Here is a 19761-nt window from a genome sequence, read left to right as displayed (position 1 = left end):
AGTTATAGTCTTGTTTGTGAAAGATATGAAAGTGAAATAGAGTATGTTTTTATCGTTTTTATATTAACTTCCTAAGCAGTACTTTTGCTTAGGAAGTTTTTCTTGAGTTTATTTTATTATCAGAAATTGGTTATTGTTTTTTCTGGATAATCAGAGGTTCGTCATTGTTTGCTCCGATTGCAAATTCGTAGTTATCCCAGTTTAGGTTGTTGAATATACCTAGTTTGCCTTTTAGATCATTAGCAGTAGCAGATTCAACATTTGTTATAGGTGTGGATTGAGAACCTTTAATAAAATAACAATTTGTGGCTTTTACAGCGTTGCTTGATGAACTGAATGCATGGTCTGTTTTTGGATTAAATTCTATTGATGTATAGCAGTTTGTTAAAGTCTTTGTTCCTCCTCCGCCTAAACTTCCTGTAAAACCACCATAAGTTTGTTTTTCCCTAAATGTAAGGCTTCCTGTAGTATAGCATCCTTCGATAGTCGTTGTTCCCCCATAGAAAGCATCACCAATAAATCCTGCTATTTTTAATGTTACATCAGGTTCATTTGTGATAATATTAATATTTGTACTGCATCCTTTAATTGTTCCTCCTTTATTACGTCCGATTAGTCCGCCTATGTTAGCTTCAGCTTCTGTTGATGTGTATGTGATATTAGTTGCTGATTTTACAAAAGAAAACTCAATATTTCCAGTGAAATTGTAGCCAACAAGTCCACCAGCATAGCACTTCTTTGAACCACTTATGGATAGATCAGATGCGTTAACAGTACATTCTGATATTGTTTTTCCTGTGTTGTTTGTTCCGACTAATAACCCTATACCAATGTCAGTCCCAATTGACGTAAGGCTTGCACTTAATTCTGAACTGTTTATAATACAGTTAGAGATTTTATTATTGTTGACACCTACAAGAATACCTGTTCCCCCATTATTATCTAAACTACCATTTTTTGTTACTGTAGCATCAGTTATATTCAAGTTCTTAATAGTACCATTGTTTACAGTAAAAATACCTCCGTTGCCATCTCCTACAGTGAAAGTCAAGTTTGAAATAGTTTTTCCATTACCGTCTAAAGTACCGTTAAATGTAGGAATTGGAGTAAATGCTATATTTGTAAAATCAAGATCTCTTGATAACTGATAGTATATGCCTGAAGCATTGTTTAATCCTTTAAGCTTTTCTACATTGTCAATAATGTATGGTGATACTTCAGTTCCTTCTCCTGCTGAAGTATTATCAATGGCAAGATTTAGTTCTGGTGTATAATAGAATTTGTTTTCTATTATAGGAGAACTTACTTTAAGATTATATGAATAAGTATAATCTCCGGAAGCTTTACTTTCTATCGCTTTTATGTTGAACTTACTTGCAGCGGAAATCTCAGTAGTGCGCAGCAGACAATATGCGCTGAACTCTGCTCCTGAACCTTTACCATCACCAAGTTTCACTTTAAGGCTGTTTACCGGAGAACCGAAAGTTTTTGTTCCGTCTGTATTAAAAGTAACATTGCTGTAGAAACCCAGTTCTTGATTGCCTGGAAAGCTTATTGTAAGTTCGTCAAACTTTTCTACGTTGCTTACTGCTCCAACATTTAGTTTGAAAACTGCATTCTCATGATTGAATGCAAGGGATATCTTTTGTGTTTCATCAGTTGATAATTCGGCTGAAGCAGTCATCAACTCATATTTTTCGATGTCGTTCAGTGTATTGATACTCTGACTCTGAGTTTCAAAGTTAAGTTTTACTCCTTCCTTGTTGACTTTTATATAGTTTGCATCTCCATAGAACGCAAGAATTTTTGTTGTATTCTGTGCTACAGCTACTGTCCCCTCGAAAGAAGCAGTCTTCTTGTCTTCACTTAAGGATTTAATGGTAAACTTAGTAAACCCGGAGTTCTCAGCATCAATATCTACTTCTTCAGTCAATCCGGTATTAGGTGAACCTACATATATAAAATCGTCTTCAGACCAGAAAGCCTTTATGGTATTTCCTGTTTCTTCGTACGAAGTGCGTGTAGCCGTACCGTTGGCAGATGCAGTTATAACGAGAGTTTTATATACAATCTCTGTTTTGTCTTTGTCTGTATTCTCAGTTTCCTGTTCTGTATCTTCAGGAGTATTTACTATTTCCATTTCATCGTTGCATGATGAGAATAATATAGAACCAAAGGCTAATAGTAAAAGGAATTTGTTGTACTTAGTAATCATAGTTTAAATCTTTTTTAAGTAATAATCATTAATCTACCCAAGGTTCACCCCATGGACCGTTACTGTCTCCGTAGTCGCTTGTAGTTCCTCCTGTTTGACTACCGGTCATGATGCAGCCTTCTATTTCAATATCGATTACTGTAGTTTGTGGAGCCTCATACATAGGCTTCTGTTCTTTGATTGTTTTCTTCATTTTTTTAGGTATTTAGGTCTATAATTAGTTTAAAGTCAATTCTATAATGCAGTCTGTAGACGGTTTAAGTTCTGAAGTATGCAGTACTACACCGCCTTTTATTCTCTCCATATTCACTTTGTCTTGTGAATCAAAAAGTATGGCCTTCTTTACTTTCTGTTTCAGTGGTAGAGTGACGAACTGTGGCATTTTATCAGCTATAATGTGTACATACAGTTTGTCACCTTTTCGTGTTGTCGTACCCCATTCTTCTGTCATAATATCGCCGGCAGTTGTACCATATATTGTTTCTCCATATTTCCTAAGCCATTCGCCCATGCCTTTCAGCCTGTCGAGTGCCAATTCCGGTATTTCTCCGTTTGGTTGTGGGCCGATGTTTATAAGCAAGTTTGCACCTTTACCTGCAGTCTTCACTAATAGTCGGATAAGCTCTTTTGAGGATTTATAGTTCTGGTCTTTTATCTTATATCCCCACATTCCGTTCATGGTCTGGCATGTTTCCAATGGCAGGTTGCCTATTTTTGAGTCTGCGGAAAATCCGGCTGTATTTTCTCCTGGAAGGTCACGCTCGAACATCTGGAAATCTTCTCCCGGCTTAGGAGCCTTATGGTGATTGTTACCGATAAGACAAGCCGGTTGGAGCTTGTGAATCAGAGCATATTGCTCTTCCAAACGCCAGTCGAAATTCTCTGGTTGGTCCCACATTCCGTCGAACCATATTGCGCCAATAGGACCATAGTTTGTAAGTAGTTCTGTCAGCTGATTGTTCATGAAAGAATAGTAAGTGTCCCATTTCCCGTGCGACTTTCTACCTGTCTTATGTCCTGTTTTACCAAGAGGGTAATAGTCTTCCCTTGTCCAGTCTAAGTGAGAGTAGTAGAGGTGTAGCTTCATATCCTGTCGTGCGCATTCGTCTGCAAGCTCTTTTACTATATCTCTCTTGAAAGGAGTTGCATCAATGATGTCATAATCAGAATATTGAGTGTCAAACATTGAGAATCCGTCGTGATGTCTGGTCGTGAAGCAGATGTATTTTGCACCTGCATCTTTGAATGCTGATATCCATTTTTCAGCATCGAACCTTGAAGGATAGAATCCTGAAGCTGCCTTTGCGTATTCATGGCAGTCCAATCCTCCTGTCTGTAAGTACCATTCGCCTTGTCCGAACATACTGTATATACCCCAATGGAGGAATATGCCGAACTTGCTGTCGCTGAATTCCTGCCTTGCTTTCAGGTTCTCCTGAGTGGGGACATAGCTTTCAGGTTGTGAAGCTTGTACGTGTGTGGTTGATAATAGTGCAAGGCTGATAATGGAGTAGAAAAGCTTCTTCATGCGTGTATAAATTATTAAGGTTTAAAGCATAAAGGTAGTGTAAGCTAATATAATATATAAGTTTACACTACCCGTATTTTGTATTAAAGTTTATGAATTATTTTTTTGTTATTATTAATGGTTCTGCATCTGTACCGGCTACGAATTGGTAGTCTGACCAGTCAAGAGTTGAATTGAATGAGGCTGCCATACCTTTAAGGTCTGCTGCTGACTTTTGTACAATAGATAGATTTTCTTCTTTTCCCGAAGGTATGGTTTGTGTACCATTAACATAATAACATTCTGTAGTTGTAACTTTATGGATTGTCTTTATAAATGCTGAGCCATTAAATTTAGTATCTGCATCTGTCAAAATTACACTGGTATAGCAATTACTTATAACTTGGGTTCCGTTACCACTTCCATTATTTGAAGTCGTACAGTTTCCAATAAATCCAGCATTTGTACTTGCTACCAACTTAGAAGTTACTGTTCCCGAAGCATAGCAACCTTTGATTGTAACTGTACCACGTCCTATCCATGTTGTTCCAATAAAACCAGCAATAGTAATGGCTTTGCCAGTACCTATTGTTTGGGCGTCAGAAATTTGAGCATTACTACTGCATCCTTCAATAGTTCCGTTACCATAGCCTAAGAAACCGCCTATATTGCTACCTTGGTTTGTTAAATCACAATTATGTTCTATTAATATATTATCGGCAGAAGAGAATTTAACTGATCCTAAACTTTTTCCTGCAAAACCTCCAACATTTGTTCTTTTTGTAGTTGTTTCAGAAATGGTTATAGAACTATCGCTAACTTTACATTCTTTGATAGCTCCAACACCTTTGTTGAATCCCACTAATAATCCTACATTTCCTTGACTGTCGCTTGTTCCTGCGGTTACTGTAGCAGTTATAGATGAATTATTTATTACAGAACAGTTATATATGTTTTTAGTATTAGTTCCAACTAATACACCTATTCCTTTATCGTTTGCTACTGAACCTTCTTGTTTTATTATCACTTTGCTTGCAGTTAGATTCTTGATAGTACCGCTATTCTCAGCGAATATACCTCCGTTATCATTTGTAGTACTAAATGTAATATTTGAAATAGTCATTCCATTACCATCAAATGTTCCGGCAAATGTAGCAATTGGAGTAAATGTTATATCTGTAAAGTCCAAGTCTCTTGATAACTGATAGAATTTATCTGTAGTTTCAGTCATCCCCATGAACTTATCCACATTATCAATGATATAAGGACTTGCTTCTGTCCCTTCACCTGATAAATTATTATCAGCGTTTTCAGCTTTTATTTCTACATCATAATTGCTCGATGAAGAAATCTCTTTTGTTGCTTTATAAGTATAATCACCTGACTCTTTAGTTGCCTTAAGAGAAATATTCATTGTTGCAGGAGTTTCTGATACTGTAGGAATAAAACTGATTGTATATTCATCGTCTTCTCCAGCAGTTAGAGCCGCGGTTATGCTTTTCTGCATAGTATATGTGCCAACTCCCTCAGCGGTAAATTCTTTCGAACTGGTGAATCCCATTGTAGAACTTTCATCAAAACTCAATGTGGCTTCTGTCAGACCTGAAACGTCTGTTGTCTGTATTTTAAGTTCAGCACTTGCATTCTCTACACTGAAAGTTGCATTAATGCTTTCTTCTCCTGTATAGTCAGCTGTTGCACTCATCAATGTGCCGTTTTGTGAGGCGAGGTCTAAAGTGACCTTCGAAGTTGCTACTTTCATGTCTGCTGCATTGCCATAGAATACTAAAAGTTTCTTTCCTGAAAGATTTGCCGGTATTTTACCCTCGAATGAAGCAGATGTCGCACCTTCACCTATTTTGCTTACGGTGAATTTGGTAAAACCAGAACTCTGATTGTCAATTGTTACTTCGTTTTCTGCAGCTGAAGGACTTCCTACATAAATAACATCTTCCACTACCCATTTCTTTCCTGTGGCAGTTGCATTGATGATAAGATTTTTTGTTTCAGTGGTAGTTGTACTTCCGTCCCCCTGTTCTGTTCCGTCAGGTTTAACGGTAAAGTCTTTTATCTCGTCAGAGCATGATGAAAAAATTGTTAGGCCGACAAAGGCAGCATAAACTGTGCTTTTAAAAAAAGTATTCATGATTTCTTGTTTTATGGAATTAAAAAAATGTATTCGGAATTATAGTTGCATACCATGTACAATGTCTATGGAACTGGCGGTAAAAAATAGGAAGGATATATTAATCCCTAATTACTTTTCTCAAAATACAGTTGGATTTAAAATACTTTATAGACGGGCATAAAGAACTGCCCTATAGATTATAAGGTTTATTGAGGCGGTTACATCCTTATTTGGGGGGATTGATGTAACTTTCGTCCGCAAATATAACAATATTTGTTATTAATAACGAACAGATGAATAGTTTTCTCTCTTTCTTTTAATGTTTTTTATTATTTAGGAATTCCAATATATGTTCGTTCCGTGTTCACCGGGTGTTCAGCGAACGTTCTGTGAATACGGAATGAACATGAAATGAACTGTCAGTGAACAGCGGTTTGTCGCTGTTCTATTCCTTGTCTTCGTTGTTTTGACTTTTGAACTGTGTAGGTGTAAGTCCGGTATATTGCTTGAATGCAGTACTGAAATATCTCGGAGTATTGAAACCTACCATTGCTGCTATTTCATTTACGCTGTATTGTCCTGAAGATATTAGTGTGATGGCTTTTTCCATTCTGAGTTTGTTTATGTATTCATTTCCACCCATATCTGTAAGGACTTTCAGTTTCGTATATAGTGATGTCCTGCTCATGGCCATTTCGCTACATATCAGGTTGATGTCAAGAGCCGGATTGTCAATATTGTCGAATATTACTTTATTAAGTTTCTTCAGGAAGTTTTCGTCAGCCAAACTGAATGTTTCGTTGGTCGGTTCCGGCATTATCCCAAAATTTTGATAATGCTCCTTGGCTTTCTTCCTGTTGTATATTATACTGTTTATAACCGATTTAAGCTCTTCTGTGCGGAAAGGTTTTGACATGTATGCGTCTGCGCCTACCTTATATCCATAGCTTTTGCTTTGCTCGTCTTCCATAGCAGTAAGCAGGATTACCGGTATATGGCTGATGGTTATATCTTGTTTTACAGCCTTACATAGCTCAAATCCGTTCATGTCCGGCATCATGACATCACTTATTATAATGTCAGGATTAATGGACTGGATTTTATCAAGAATCTCTTTACCGCTGTTGGCTGTGATTATTTCCTTGTAATAATGTTTCATTTCTTCAGCCATAAATTCTGTAAGTTGCCTGTTGTCGTCAATAAACAGAATTTTTTTGTCTTCAATTTCTTCGTTGCCGTTATCGAATACTATGTTGTCTGTATTGTCATTGCCTAAGATTTCGTTTATGTATTCTTTAGGTTTACATGCGAGTGTTTCTTCATTACCCCTAAGTATTGGTATTTCAAAAAAGAATGATGCACCTTTATCACTGTTCTGATAGGCTCCAATTGTTCCTCCGTGTTGTTCAACTATTGCCTTGACGTAGGATAAACCGATTCCGCTACCGCCGCTTTCGTTCTTGCCTTGGTAGAATCTTTCAAATAGTCTGTTTATCTCTTCGTCTTTAATTCCTGTTCCTTGGTCTGAAACGGTTACTTTAACTGTGTTTCTTTCCTTGTTCAGTTGGGAAGTTACAGTGATTGATGTGTTTTCCGGACTATGCTTTAAAGCATTTGATAACAGATTGGTTATTACAATAGTGCATTTGTTTTTGTCAAAAGACAACTTTCCTATTTCGTTATCTGTATTTACAGTCAGAGTTATATTTTTTATAGAACATTCATCATTAAAATCAGTGCATACATCCTGCAACCATGAATTGAAGTCTTGTTCTTTTAGAACAAGTGCATTATAGCCTGTTTCCATTCTTCTCATGTCAAGGACCATATTTATTATTTCCTTCATCCTGTTTGTCTGTTTGTATATTTTCAGGAGTGATTCGTATATCGGGGAATCCTTTTCAAGGCTTTTTAATATTCTGTTTAATGGCGCATGTATAAGAGTCAGCGGTGTTCGCAACTCGTGACTTATGTTGATAAGAAATCTTACTTTATCTTCATATATCTTTTGCTCGTGTTCTTTCATTATCCATTTCATTCTGTTCTCTTTCTTACGGATGAAATACATGAAAGAACCTACTATGACAGCTAACGAAAATATTATACATAATGACAGGAACCACCAGGTTTTGTACCATGGTGGTAATACAATTAAAGTCAGAAGCGGATAGTCCTTGATATAATTCCCGTCTTTAAAATCGCAAGTAAGTTTGATATGGTATGTTCCCGGGTTAAGTACCGGAACATACATTTCAGGGTTGAAACTTTCTCTTATAATACCGTTTATATTATATGTATATAGTTTGTTGCTTAATATGTCTCCGTCACTAACGGTTACTCTAAGACGTATATTCTTACTGTTCCATGGGATACTGATTTTACCGTTTTTTATATTATATTTTTTATTCTCTCCATTGATAATGAAGTCTGTTATATATATATTGTGATTGGATTCATGTATTTGTGTTTTGTTTATAACATCAGTGTTTAAATAAAGAAGTCCGTTTGTACCTCCTATAAACATCTTGTGTCCTGAAATATGAGCACATGCTATCCTTGAATATTCGTTTGGCAGTACACCGTCAGACTCGTCAAACATTATAATTTTATCTCTTATAGGTTGATATACGAATAGTCTCTTTTCTGCACCTACCCACACATTTCCCAAAGTGTCACATATTACAGTATTGACTTTTGTGAACAATGGTGTGTTTTTGTGTGACATTTCTTTTTGTCCTTCTATCCATGAATGAAGTCCGTTATTCGTTCCAATCCAGAATGTTCCGTTTTTGTCTCTGTCAACGGACTGGAATTTTATTTTGAACGGGACAGATAAGATTCTGTATAATTTGTCATCATCTTTTTTAAGCTTGTATATCGAGTGTTGGTCATTAATATATAGGTTTCTGTCATCTTCCGAGAAACAGTAAAGGCTTTCATTGTTACGTGTGCCTCCTTCGTATTGTATAGTGTCGATTTTTTGTGTATCAATATTATATTTGTATAAGTCTTTACTTAACAGGAGAATGCTGTTTTTGTATTTACGAAGCAATACTGATTTTCCGCTATTGAATAATGAATTATTCAGTTTCTCATCTTCTATAATTAATGGCGTTTTTTTACCGCTTGATTTATCTAAGTAGTATATACCTTTTGAGAATACCGATGCAAGTATTTTATCGTCTGAAATATCACATATAGATGATACTTGATCTCCCCAAGTAGTTTCGTAGTGCCTGAATGTTTCATCGGAAATATTGAACGAGTTTATTCCTCCACCGTCTGTTCCTATCCATAAGAGTCTTCCATTATTATATGATAATGTCAATACGGATTTGTGGCTAAGTGCTTTGTCGTGACCTAATACAGTTTCACCATAATGTACCATTTTTACTTTTTTTATGTATATCAGTCCTCCTCTGGTACTTCCAGCCCATATATTGCCATATCCGTTTCCGGATAAGCATGTTATAGTGTTTACCGGTGATGAATGGACATCGCCTGAGATATGTTGCATTACTTTTATTTCTCCGGTTTCTGGATTAAGTATATTTATGCCTCCTCCATCTGTACCTAACCATATATTGTTGTTAATTTCTTTTATATCAAGAATTATATTATTGCTTAATTCTGAATTATTTACGGTATAGTGATGTATTAATTTGCCTTTGGTGTCGAAGCATTTCAGACCTTGATTGAAGTCAGATAACCATAGCCTTTCTTTTGAGTCTTTAATGAAAGCCATCGGGTGTGTGGAAAAGTTGTCGAAGTCTGATTTGACTTGTAACCCTGTATTTAGATCAATCATAATGAGTCCATACCATTTGCTGGCACACAGAATCTTACCATTGCCGAGATTGATAATGGAATTGAACATTAGATTACTTTTAGTCTCTAATTTGCATACTTCTTCAAAGTTTCTTGTATCGTAACTGTATTTGTAAATCCGATTGTTCCCCCCGAACAATATGCCGTTTTCTATCAAACATGCAGAATAAGCTGTTATATTTTTATTGTCTATTTGGGGAATTGTGAAATTATCGTATTCTGCTGAGTATTTGGCAATACCTCCAGATGTAAGAACCCACATAGTATTATTTTTGTCCTCTATTATTTTTGTGACGTTTTCTCCGGGTATTGAACTTTGATTGTTGTTGACGTGTGAGTATCTTTTTCTTAGTTTCCCATCGAATCTAACTAAACCTTCTGGTGTGGCAATCCATAATATCCCATTTTCTGTATTTATGTGAATCTGGTTGATGAATGAAGTCATGTCATCAAACAATTGTATTTGTTTGAAGTAATAGTGCTCTTCATTATTATCCGCTAAAACTATATTATGAGTTAATAGTATAAAAGCTATTATCAGTAGTTTCAGAAGTCTCATATTATATTTATGGTACATATTAAAATATTCGATTAACAAAAACAAAGATAATATTAAATCTCAAAAAATACGTTTTAAAACTCCAGAAATCTTCAATTGTTTAATTTTGGACTATAGTTTGACTGTTTTTGAACCATATATTTAACACGAAAATCTAACTTTGTGATGTCAAAAAATAGTTTAATTTAATATTAATGTTATGCAAAAACACAAAACGTACAGTTTTCTATGCATGCTATTAATAATGTGCATGCTGCTCCCTGCAAAAGTGTTTGCCCAGTCCGGAACTATTACCGGAACGGTGGTCGATGAAACCGGTATGACCGTAATTGGTGCTACTGTCATGGTTAAAGGAACTAATGATGGTACCATTACAGATATGGACGGTAACTTCTCTTTACAAGGAAAGGTTGGAACCACCTTGGTAGTTAGTTATGTGGGCTATGGTACTCTTGAAGTAAAAATCAGTAAACTTACTGGTAATAATCTCGTCTTGAAAGAAGATAGCGAGGTTTTGGAAGAAGTTGTTGTGGTAGGTATGGGTACACAGAAGCGTAATACTATTACAGCAGCTGTGGCTACGGTCAATCAGGATGCCATCGTGAACCGTCCTGTAACAGACCTTACAAGTGCGCTTCAAGGTAATGTTGCCGGTTTGAACTTTGCGTCAGATGCTGCGGCAGACGGAGTCGGTGGTGAAATGGGTGCTGAGATTAAGTTCAACATCCGTGGTATCGGTTCTATCAACGGTGGTGAACCATACGTGCTTGTTGATGGTGTGGAACAGAGTATGCAGAATGTTAATCCGGCAGATATCGAAAGTATCTCTGTCTTGAAAGATGCTTCTGCAGCGGCTGTGTATGGCGCTCGTGCTGCTTATGGTGTGGTATTGGTTACAACTAAAAGCGGTAAGAGTGGTAAGGCTCGTGTCACTTATCGTGGAACGGTTGGTTATAGTTCTCCGATAAATGTTCCAGCAAGTATGAATTCTTTGGAGTTTGCAAATTATGTAAATGAGATGAGAACCAATACAGGTCAGACAGCCTTATTCTCTGCTCAAGCAATAGAACGTCTTAAAGGGTTTATGAACAATCCATATTCAGCAGAGTTTCCAGGTATAGATGCTAATCAGGCTGGTGACGGATGGGCATCAACATATTATAGTCAATATGCTAATACTGATTGGTTTGATTATTATTTTAAAGATAAAGCTCTTCGCCATTCTCATAATTTGAATATATCAGGTGGCTCTGATAAGATTACTTATTATATAGGACTTGGATATACTTACCAGGACGGTTTGATGGATCACGTGGAAGATAATATCAGTAAGTATAGCGTAAATACCAAATTGCAGTTTAATGCAAACGATTGGTTAAAGTTTAATTTCAATAATAACCTGTCGCTTAATATGATTAAGCGTCCTATGGCAAATCAAACAATCTTCTATGGAACAATTGCTGACAGATACCCAACCCAGGTGACAAAACTTCCTGTTGAAAATTATAATACGCCTGAGTGGAATGAAATGCTGTATATGCAGAACACCAAGTATAATCAGAATAGAATCTCTGATGCTATGTCTATGTCGGCAACTATAACTCCTCTTAAAGGATGGGATATTATTGGTGAAATGAAAATCCGTATGGATGTTGAAAATAATGATTTTGTGATGGGATTCCCTAAAACTTCTTTGTATAATGGTACTGTAAAGACTATTACCGGAGGTAAGCAGGGATATCAGTATCCAGGTATGACATGGAAGAATTCTCAGTTTGGTTCATATACAAAAGGTAATCTGTTTAATTATTATTTATCTCCAAGTATATCTTCTTCTTATACAAATCAGTGGGGTGACCATTTCTTTAAAGCAATGGCCGGTTACCAGATGGAACTTCAGGAAAATTCAAATGGATTTACTTATAAGGACGGAATGTTGAGTGAAGATATTTTCTCATTTAATAATGCAAATGGAGTTCTTTATGCTGGTGATACACGTAATCACTGGTCTACAATGGGATTCTTTACACGTTTGAACTGGAATTACCAGAATGTTTATTTCCTTGAATTCAGTGGACGTTATGATGGCTCTTCAAGATTTGCACCCGGACATAGATGGGGATTCTTCCCTTCATTCTCAGGAGGTTACGATATCGCACGTACAGAATATTTCCAGAAACTTAATACTCCTATTTCGCAGTTGAAAGTACGTTTGTCATATGGTCGACTTGGTAATCAGAATGGTGCCGGTTTCTATGATTATCTTGGAACAATGATCCTTAACTCTGCACATCAGGATGCATGGCTTTTGCCTGGAACTTCAGATGGCTCAATCTCAAAAGGAACCGTTGCCCTTACTCCAAAAATGATTAGTCCATACATTACTTGGGAAAAGGTTGACAATGCCAATCTCGGAGTCGACTTGACGATGTTTGACAGTAGACTTACTATTACAGCTGATATTTATCAGCGTATGACACGTGATATGATTGGTCCGGCTGAGGCTATACCATCAATAAGTGGTATTATCCCTGAGGACCGTGCAAAGGTAAACAATGCAACTCTGCGTAACCGTGGATGGGAACTTTCTGTAAACTGGCAGGATGAATTGAAATGCGGATTCAGATATGGTATCGGTTTCAATTTGTTCGACTACAAGGCTGTAATTACAGAATATAATAATCCAGAAGGTATTATCTACAATAATCACACAGGTCTTGACCGTAATAAAGGTTATTATGAAGGAATGGATATAGGTGATATTTGGGGTTATGTAGCTGACGATTTGTTTATGTCAAATCAGGAGATAGATAACTATCTAAAAGATACTGACCTTTCATTCTTTAAACCTGCTTCACAGTGGCAGCCAGGTGATGTTAAGTATGTAGATGTCAATGGTGACGGTAAGGTTAACCCGGGAAATGGAACTTTGGCGGATCATGGAGACTTGAGAATTATTGGTAATACTACTCCAAGATACTCATTTGGTATCAATCTAAATGTAGGTTATAAAGGTTTTGAAGTATCAACTCTTTTACAAGGTGTAGCAAAACGTGATTTCCCAATGGCTGGAAGTACATACTTATATGGAGGTAGAAACTACTTCAAAGATCATTTGGATCATTTCACTTATACAACACCGAATGGTTATCTGCCACGATTGACAGATGCAACTACAGGTGGTGGAGATACAGACTGGTTGGTAAATACCGGATATAATACAACAAGATACTTGATGAATGCTGCTTACATGCGTATGAAGAATCTTATGGTATCATATACATTCCAGAAGAATGTTGCTAAGACATTAGGACTTGAGAATCTGAAAGTATATTTCACTTGTGATAACTTGTTCACAATAGACAATCTGCCAGATGCATTTGACCCTGAAACAATCAATCAGGTTAATACATGGGCAGGTGGTAGTAACGAATCTGCTCCAGGTCTGACTACTCCTCTTAAGCAGAACGGTAATGCTAAGGTATATCCTATGAACCGTAATTTTGTATTTGGTATTGATTTAACTTTCTAAATAACTGACAATATGAAAAAAACAATATTTATGATGTTGATGGTAGCCGGAACGCTTGCTACGTCATGTTCGGATTTTCTGGACCGTATGCCATTAACTGAACCAAATAACGAAACCTATCTTTCTACAGAGAATCAGGTTCGCAGCTATATCAATGGTATGTATATAGCTCTTCCTTCTTATACACAATATGGAATTGGAGTTAGAGGCGAAGATAAAAACAGTGATAATATTTTGTCTGAGAAATATGATACAAGACTTAATGGTGAATACACAGCATTTAGTGGTTCAACAGAATGGTCAACAGGTTATCAGAATTTGCGTGACATTAATTATTTCTTTAATTATTATGTAATAGATGAGGCTGATGAGAATGATAATATACGTTCTTTGAAAGGTGAGGCCCATTTTATTAGAGCATATTGGCACTTCTATTTGTTGAAGCGTTTCGGTAATATTCCTATTATGGATTCATTTTGGGATGGTAATGCAACTGTAGAAGGACTCCAGATAGAACAGAAACCACGTAATGAGGTAGCAAGATTTATACTTAAAGATTTGGAAGATGCAAAAAATCTTCTTCATTCACGCTCTGTTTACAGTGGCCTGAGAATAAATAAAGAGGCTGCTATGGTATTAGCAATGAATGTAGCTCTATATGAAGGTAGTTGGGAGAAGTATCATGCTAACGATGCTTTTGCTTCTGAAACTAATGAGTCAAAATACTTTTTTCAGCAGGTAATTGCATGGGGTGATGAACTGTTTAAAGCAGGGATTGAACTTAATACAAAAGATAATGATCCTTTTGGTGCTGAGTCTGGTGCTGATGCTTTTGCAAATCTTTTTAACAAGCAGGATTATTCAAAAGTTCCTGAAGTCCTTTTCTGGAGAAAATATTCTGTAGCAGAAGGTGTTTATCACAGTGTGACTACATTGTTGGCTTCAGGTGTGGTTGACAACAACGGTGCTGCCGGCTTGTCTCAGTCGCTTGTCGATAACTATTTGAATGCTAATGGAACTTTTATAAATCCGAACGATACTAAATATAAGGATTTCAATGAAACATTCAAGAATCGCGATCCTCGTCTTACAGAAACAGTGATGAGTACAGGTCATAAGTTCAGGTCGGCTACTATTACAAGACCAATGTGTGTAAAAGAATATCAGACAGGAGAGTCAGACGAGATAAAGAAGTCAAATTCAGAGATTCTTTCTCCATATCTGACAGGAGATGGTAATGCGAGAAATATTACAGGTTATCACACAACTTTGGGAGTTGATACTACTTATACAAATTCATCTTTCTGGGATACTGGATTACCGATTATAAGATATTCAGAGGCATTACTTGCTTATGCAGAAGCAGCAGAAGAACTTGAACAATGTAAAGATGATGTACTTAATAAAACTATAAAGGCATTAAGAGAAAGAGCAGGAGTGACTTACATTAAACCATCTGAAATGGGAAAAGATCCTAATTTCTCAGATTTTGGATATGAAATATCTGCAAACCTTCAGGAAATCAGACGTGAACGTCGTTCAGAGTTAGCTTTGCAGGGATTTAGATTTGATGACCTGATGCGTTGGGGAGCACATAAACTTATTGTTAATAAAAGAGGAAAAGGTGCTTATTTGGGTGAAGATGGCGTTTTGTATAAATCATTTAATACAAGTGTACAGGAAACAGCTGATGCCCTAAAGCGTGTGTTGGTAGACAATAACAAATGGATGGACCCATTACAAGCTCTTTTACCTAATGGTTATCAGTTTAATCCGGGAAGAGATTATCTGTTGCCAATTTCACCGGATGAATTGGCTTTGAATAAGAAACTAAAACAAAATCCAGGTTGGGAATAATAAATAAAAGATTATAAGTTTTATTGAGGTGATTATTTGAAGAGACATGCTGGGGGGCTTAAGTCTCTTCAATATAAAACAAACTTAAAAAGATTGAACGATGAAAACATGTATTAAACAAATATGGAGTTTCTCTGCTATTGTTATGGCTGGTCTTATGGTTGGCTGTAAAGATGATGCTACAGTAGGAGCATTACCAGAACCTGTTGACTTGACCATGACTATTGCCAATAGTAATCTGGTAATGGGAGATAACTTGGATATTACTTTTTCTGTAACAGATGAAAAAAGTGAGATATCAAATGAGGATTTCAATATAGAACTTAGCTTGCAGAGTTCAGATATTGAAAAACCTGCTGTTCTATTTGAGAATTTTCCTTCTAATGTGACCTTTAGTAAAGGTGAAAAAACAAAAACAGTGTCTGTACCTGTTATAAAGGAAGGTATCTCTTCTCAACATTTTGTTACATTGAGTGCTTTTGTTCGCAGTTATAAATTGAATAATCCGTCACAAACATTTACAGTTTCTGATTATCATTATATAACATTGGCAATTAAGAATAGTTCTGATAATACAGTGCGTGAAGGAAGAACTTTTGTTCTAACTGCCACCATAGACACACCTTCAGCTGAAGATTTGACTATTAGTATATCTCCAAAAGATGGAGAAAGAGATAGATATAATAATCTGCCAGAGGAAATGATTATTCCAGCAGGAGAAACTTCTGTGGAAAGTGAGGTAATAACAATGGTAAGTGATAAAAATACTACTGAAGATGAGGTTTTGACATTGATACTTAATTGTGCATCAGAGAAATATCCGTTAGCTACTTCTCAGTTTAAGATTAATAGACCGGATGCGCATAAAGGTCTTGATTCTTATGAAGTTCGTGATGAACGTTATCTGTATGAAGATCCTGATCAAATGTTCGTTTCTGAGAAAAATGAAAAGGCAGTACAGACATGGGGACAAACTTATTACAAGATAATGAAGGAAGGTGACCCTCATCCAAACAGCGGAAATGTGTTGCCGGAAGGTAAATGGAAATTTTATAGAGCTTATGAGTTTCATTGTATCCCTTCATGTATAACAAAAAAGACAGGACAAATGGGTTATACAAGTGATAGGTATCCAATGTGTTTCGCAGATCAAACAACAGAAGCCATACAGACTGCCGGTGGCTGTGATAATTCAAAATATGGATGGGTAACTGATGAAGGATATTTAAGGATGATAACTCTTAAAGAGCAGACAAAGATTCAAGGAACCAGTAATCATGGAAAAGTAAAAAACTTTGGAACTTCTGCTTTTTATGCCAATAAGCATAAAGAAGGTAATCCAACAGCATCACAATGGGCACCGCAAAATGTAAGAATATATCCTGGTATGCGTATTGAAACGAGAGCAAGAATTAGAGGATGTAAAAATACAGGAATGCTTCCTGGTATTTGGTTACAAGGTAATAAACAGGTATCTAATGATGCTACTTGGAACCAGTGGCCTGATTTTGGAGAGATTGATGTTATGGAGAATAACTCAAGGAAATTACCTAATAATGTAGAGATGACATATCATGTTGGACATCAAAGTCCAGGACAGGGTGATGCATATAATCCTACTACGCCAAATGGAGTCCCGAATTTTGAAAATAAATTAGAGGAATTCAATATTTATTGGATGGAATGGATTGATAATTCTACAGTTACAATGGGTATTAATGGAAAAGAAGTTCTTAGATTAACAGAAGAGGAGTGTAGCCAGAAAGGAACAAGATGGCCATTCTCAGATCAGGTTAATACTGAAGGACTATATTATATTTTGTCAATGATGTTCTTGAATAAGGTAGAACCTGACGCATCAACTTTCCAACATCTGACTACAGATCTTGTACGTGCTGATAATTATAATTGGTCTAACTCACCTGTTCCTCGTATGGAAATTGACTGGATACGTTTCTATATAGATAATACATATAGCGATCATGGAATGCCATATAATAAATCAATATTCTATTAATCAATAACAGTTTGGCGGAGGCCGTGATATCCATATATCAGGTGCCCCGCCTTTCTTTATAAATTGTATAATACGTTTAGTTTAAACGCTATTTAAAGACTGTTTAAATACCATTTAAACGGTAGTTAAATCAGATAAAACGAAATATTCATATACGCTTCATTTAGCGTTCACGGAGTGTTCATTTGCCGTTCACTGAAACCGACGTATATACAAACTTTCGGAATAGGAATAAAGAAAGTAAGATATTAAAATTTAACTATAAATGAAACTGAATAATATACTATACTCATTGGCTATATCATCGCTGATTCTTCCATTTTCATCGTGTGCGACTCAGGAAGAATACTACACAAAGCATCTAAAGTTCCCGGAAGGTATAACTTTTGATCAGAAAATTGATATGGCCTCTCGCCTGGTGCCGACTCCACAGCAGTTTGAATGGCAGAAGATGGAGCTTACAGCTTTTCTGCATTTCGGTATTAATACATTTACCGGACGCGAATGGGGTGATGGTAAGGAAGATCCGGCTCTGTTCAATCCTACAGAACTGGATGCAGAACAGTGGGTGCGCACTCTTAAGGATGCGGGCTTCAAGATGGTTATTATAACAGCCAAACATCATGATGGATTCTGCCTTTGGCCAACAAAGACTACTAAACATTCCGTGGAGTCTTCTCCTTGGAAAGACGGTAAGGGGGATGTGGTGAAGGAATTGCGTCAGGCCTGCGATAAATACGGCATGAAGTTTGGAGTATATCTTTCACCATGGGACAGAAATGCTGAATGCTATGGCGACTCACCTGCATATAATAAATTCTTCATAGAACAGCTTACAGAACTTCTTACCAACTATGGTGAAGTGCATGAGGTATGGTTCGATGGTGCAAATGGTGAAGGACCAAACGGTAAGAAACAGGTTTATGACTGGGATGCTTTCTATTCTACTATCCGTACTCTCCAGCCTAAGGCTGTTACTGCAATTATGGGGGATGATGTGCGTTGGGTAGGTAATGAAAAAGGTATTGGTCGTGAAACAGAATGGAGTGCTACGGTTCTAACACCTGGAGTGTATGCACGTGCAGCCGAGAATAACAAGGCTCTTGGTGTATATGGTAAGGCTGAAGACCTTGGGGGTAGAGATATTCTTGCTAAAGCAAAGGAATTGTTCTGGTATCCTTCGGAAGTGGATGTGTCTATCCGTCCGGGATGGTTCTATCATAAGAATCAGGACAGTAAAGTGAAATCCCTGAAGCATCTTACTGATATTTATTTCCAGTCTGTAGGTTATAACTCTGTGTTGCTTCTGAATATTCCTCCTGACACAAGAGGACTTATAAATGAAGCAGATGTGAGCAGGCTAAAAGATTTCAGGGCTTATCTTGATGAGGCCTTTGCTGATAATAAGGTGATTGATGGTAATAAGCTTTGGAAAGCAGCTCAGGGACAGCAGAAAGAATATGTGATAAAAGATAATTCCGAAATTAATGTGGTAATGCTCCAGGAGGATATCTCTAAGGGACAGAGAGTAGAGGAGGTTGATGTGGAAGTATTCACTGACGGAGCATGGAAGACTGTTGCACAGGGAACTACTATAGGTTATAAGAGAATGTTCAGATTCCCGGCTGTTAAGGCTGAGAAAATGCGTGTCACTATTAAGGCTTCAAGAAATATTGCCAATATATGCAATGTAGCAGCTTATTATGCAAATCCGCTTTCAGATGATGCAGCAAATCAGGAATGGAACAATTTGCCGCGTGAAAGTTGGAAGGTAGTTTCTAATTCACCGCTTGTAATCGACCTCGGAAAGAAGGTTTCACTTTCTGCATTTACTTATGCCCCGGCCAAGGCGGAAGCAAAACCTGATATGGCTTTCAAATATTCTTTCTCTGTAAGTTCTGATGGCAAAAACTGGAAGACATTGAAGAAAGACAGTGAATTCAGTAATATAATGAATAATCCTATTCCTCAGACTGTATCTATAGAAGGAGCGGACGGTATTAAATTTATACGCTTGGATGCCGTTTCTGTAAATGGAACTCCTTCTGTAGTAAATATAAATGAGATAGGTGTAAGCGTTAAAAAATAAACATACGAAAACTATCACCCAATAATGAT

General features: G+C 36.7%; 9 protein-coding genes. 4 read left to right on the top strand and 5 right to left on the bottom strand.

What is annotated here, in order from left to right:
- Nucleotides 1–130: 130 nt before the first annotated feature.
- The 5 genes from QZ379_RS00180 to QZ379_RS00160 all read right to left on the bottom strand — a co-directional run bounded on the left by QZ379_RS00180 (nt 131) and on the right by QZ379_RS00160 (nt 10237).
- Nucleotides 131–2215, bottom strand: coding sequence for a hypothetical protein (locus QZ379_RS00180; protein WP_291556717.1), 2085 nt, complete (start codon nt 2213–2215; stop codon nt 131–133).
- Nucleotides 2216–2243: 28 nt separating this feature from the next.
- Complete coding sequence (locus QZ379_RS00175) at nt 2244–2408, bottom strand: hypothetical protein (RefSeq protein ID WP_291556714.1); 165 nt, start codon at nt 2406–2408, stop codon at nt 2244–2246.
- A gap of 24 nt (nt 2409–2432) precedes the next feature.
- Nucleotides 2433–3743: an alpha-L-fucosidase gene (locus QZ379_RS00170; protein WP_291556712.1), complete on the bottom strand. Its 1311-nt coding sequence runs from the start codon at nt 3741–3743 to the stop codon at nt 2433–2435.
- A 97-nt stretch (nt 3744–3840) separates the two neighbouring features.
- Nucleotides 3841–5868 (bottom strand): hypothetical protein, encoded by a 2028-nt coding sequence (locus QZ379_RS00165; RefSeq protein WP_291556708.1) that lies wholly within the window; start codon nt 5866–5868, stop codon nt 3841–3843.
- Nucleotides 5869–6295: 427 nt separating this feature from the next.
- Nucleotides 6296–10237 carry an ATP-binding protein gene (locus QZ379_RS00160; RefSeq protein WP_291556705.1) on the bottom strand — a complete coding sequence of 1314 codons (3942 nt, stop codon included), beginning with the start codon at nt 10235–10237 and terminating at the stop codon, nt 6296–6298.
- A gap of 244 nt (nt 10238–10481) precedes the next feature.
- Here QZ379_RS00160 and QZ379_RS00155 point away from each other — a divergent pair, with 244 nt between their 5' ends.
- The 4 genes from QZ379_RS00155 (at nt 10482) to QZ379_RS00140 (ending at nt 19732) form a co-directional block, all read left to right on the top strand.
- The gene (locus QZ379_RS00155) at nt 10482–13769 is read left to right on the top strand and encodes a TonB-dependent receptor (protein ID WP_291556957.1); all 3288 of its coding nucleotides are present in this window, start codon (nt 10482–10484) and stop codon (nt 13767–13769) included.
- 12 nt (nt 13770–13781) lie between these two features.
- Nucleotides 13782–15626 (top strand): RagB/SusD family nutrient uptake outer membrane protein, encoded by a 1845-nt coding sequence (locus QZ379_RS00150; protein WP_291556702.1) that lies wholly within the window; start codon nt 13782–13784, stop codon nt 15624–15626.
- Between the two features lie 100 nt (nt 15627–15726).
- The gene (locus tag QZ379_RS00145) at nt 15727–17643 is read left to right on the top strand and encodes a DUF5006 domain-containing protein (RefSeq protein ID WP_291556700.1); all 1917 of its coding nucleotides are present in this window, start codon (nt 15727–15729) and stop codon (nt 17641–17643) included.
- A gap of 271 nt (nt 17644–17914) precedes the next feature.
- The gene (locus QZ379_RS00140; RefSeq protein WP_291556954.1) at nt 17915–19732 is read left to right on the top strand and encodes an alpha-L-fucosidase; all 1818 of its coding nucleotides are present in this window, start codon (nt 17915–17917) and stop codon (nt 19730–19732) included.
- The last annotated feature ends 29 nt before the right edge of the window (nt 19733–19761 follow it).

The sequence above is a fragment of the Bacteroides sp. genome, from assembly GCF_019417265.1.
Taxonomy (GTDB): Bacteria; Bacteroidota; Bacteroidia; order Bacteroidales; family Bacteroidaceae; genus Phocaeicola.
Note: the sequence above shows the minus strand (reverse complement) of the source record. Positions and strands in the feature narration are given on the sequence as shown.

What these genes read in the sequence shown, in the direction of transcription:
- QZ379_RS00175 (WP_291556714.1), bottom strand. Translation starts at nt 2,408, where the DNA reads ATGAAGAAAACAATCAAAGAACAGAAGCCTATGTATGAGGCTCCACAA.
- QZ379_RS00160 (WP_291556705.1), bottom strand. Translation starts at nt 10,237, where the DNA reads ATGAGACTTCTGAAACTACTGATAATAGCTTTTATACTATTAACTCAT.
- QZ379_RS00170 (WP_291556712.1), bottom strand. Translation starts at nt 3,743, where the DNA reads ATGAAGAAGCTTTTCTACTCCATTATCAGCCTTGCACTATTATCAACC.
- QZ379_RS00180 (WP_291556717.1), bottom strand. Translation starts at nt 2,215, where the DNA reads ATGATTACTAAGTACAACAAATTCCTTTTACTATTAGCCTTTGGTTCT.
- QZ379_RS00145 (WP_291556700.1), top strand. Translation starts at nt 15,727, where the DNA reads ATGAAAACATGTATTAAACAAATATGGAGTTTCTCTGCTATTGTTATG.
- QZ379_RS00165 (WP_291556708.1), bottom strand. Translation starts at nt 5,868, where the DNA reads ATGAATACTTTTTTTAAAAGCACAGTTTATGCTGCCTTTGTCGGCCTA.
- QZ379_RS00155 (WP_291556957.1), top strand. Translation starts at nt 10,482, where the DNA reads ATGTGCATGCTGCTCCCTGCAAAAGTGTTTGCCCAGTCCGGAACTATT.
- QZ379_RS00150 (WP_291556702.1), top strand. Translation starts at nt 13,782, where the DNA reads ATGAAAAAAACAATATTTATGATGTTGATGGTAGCCGGAACGCTTGCT.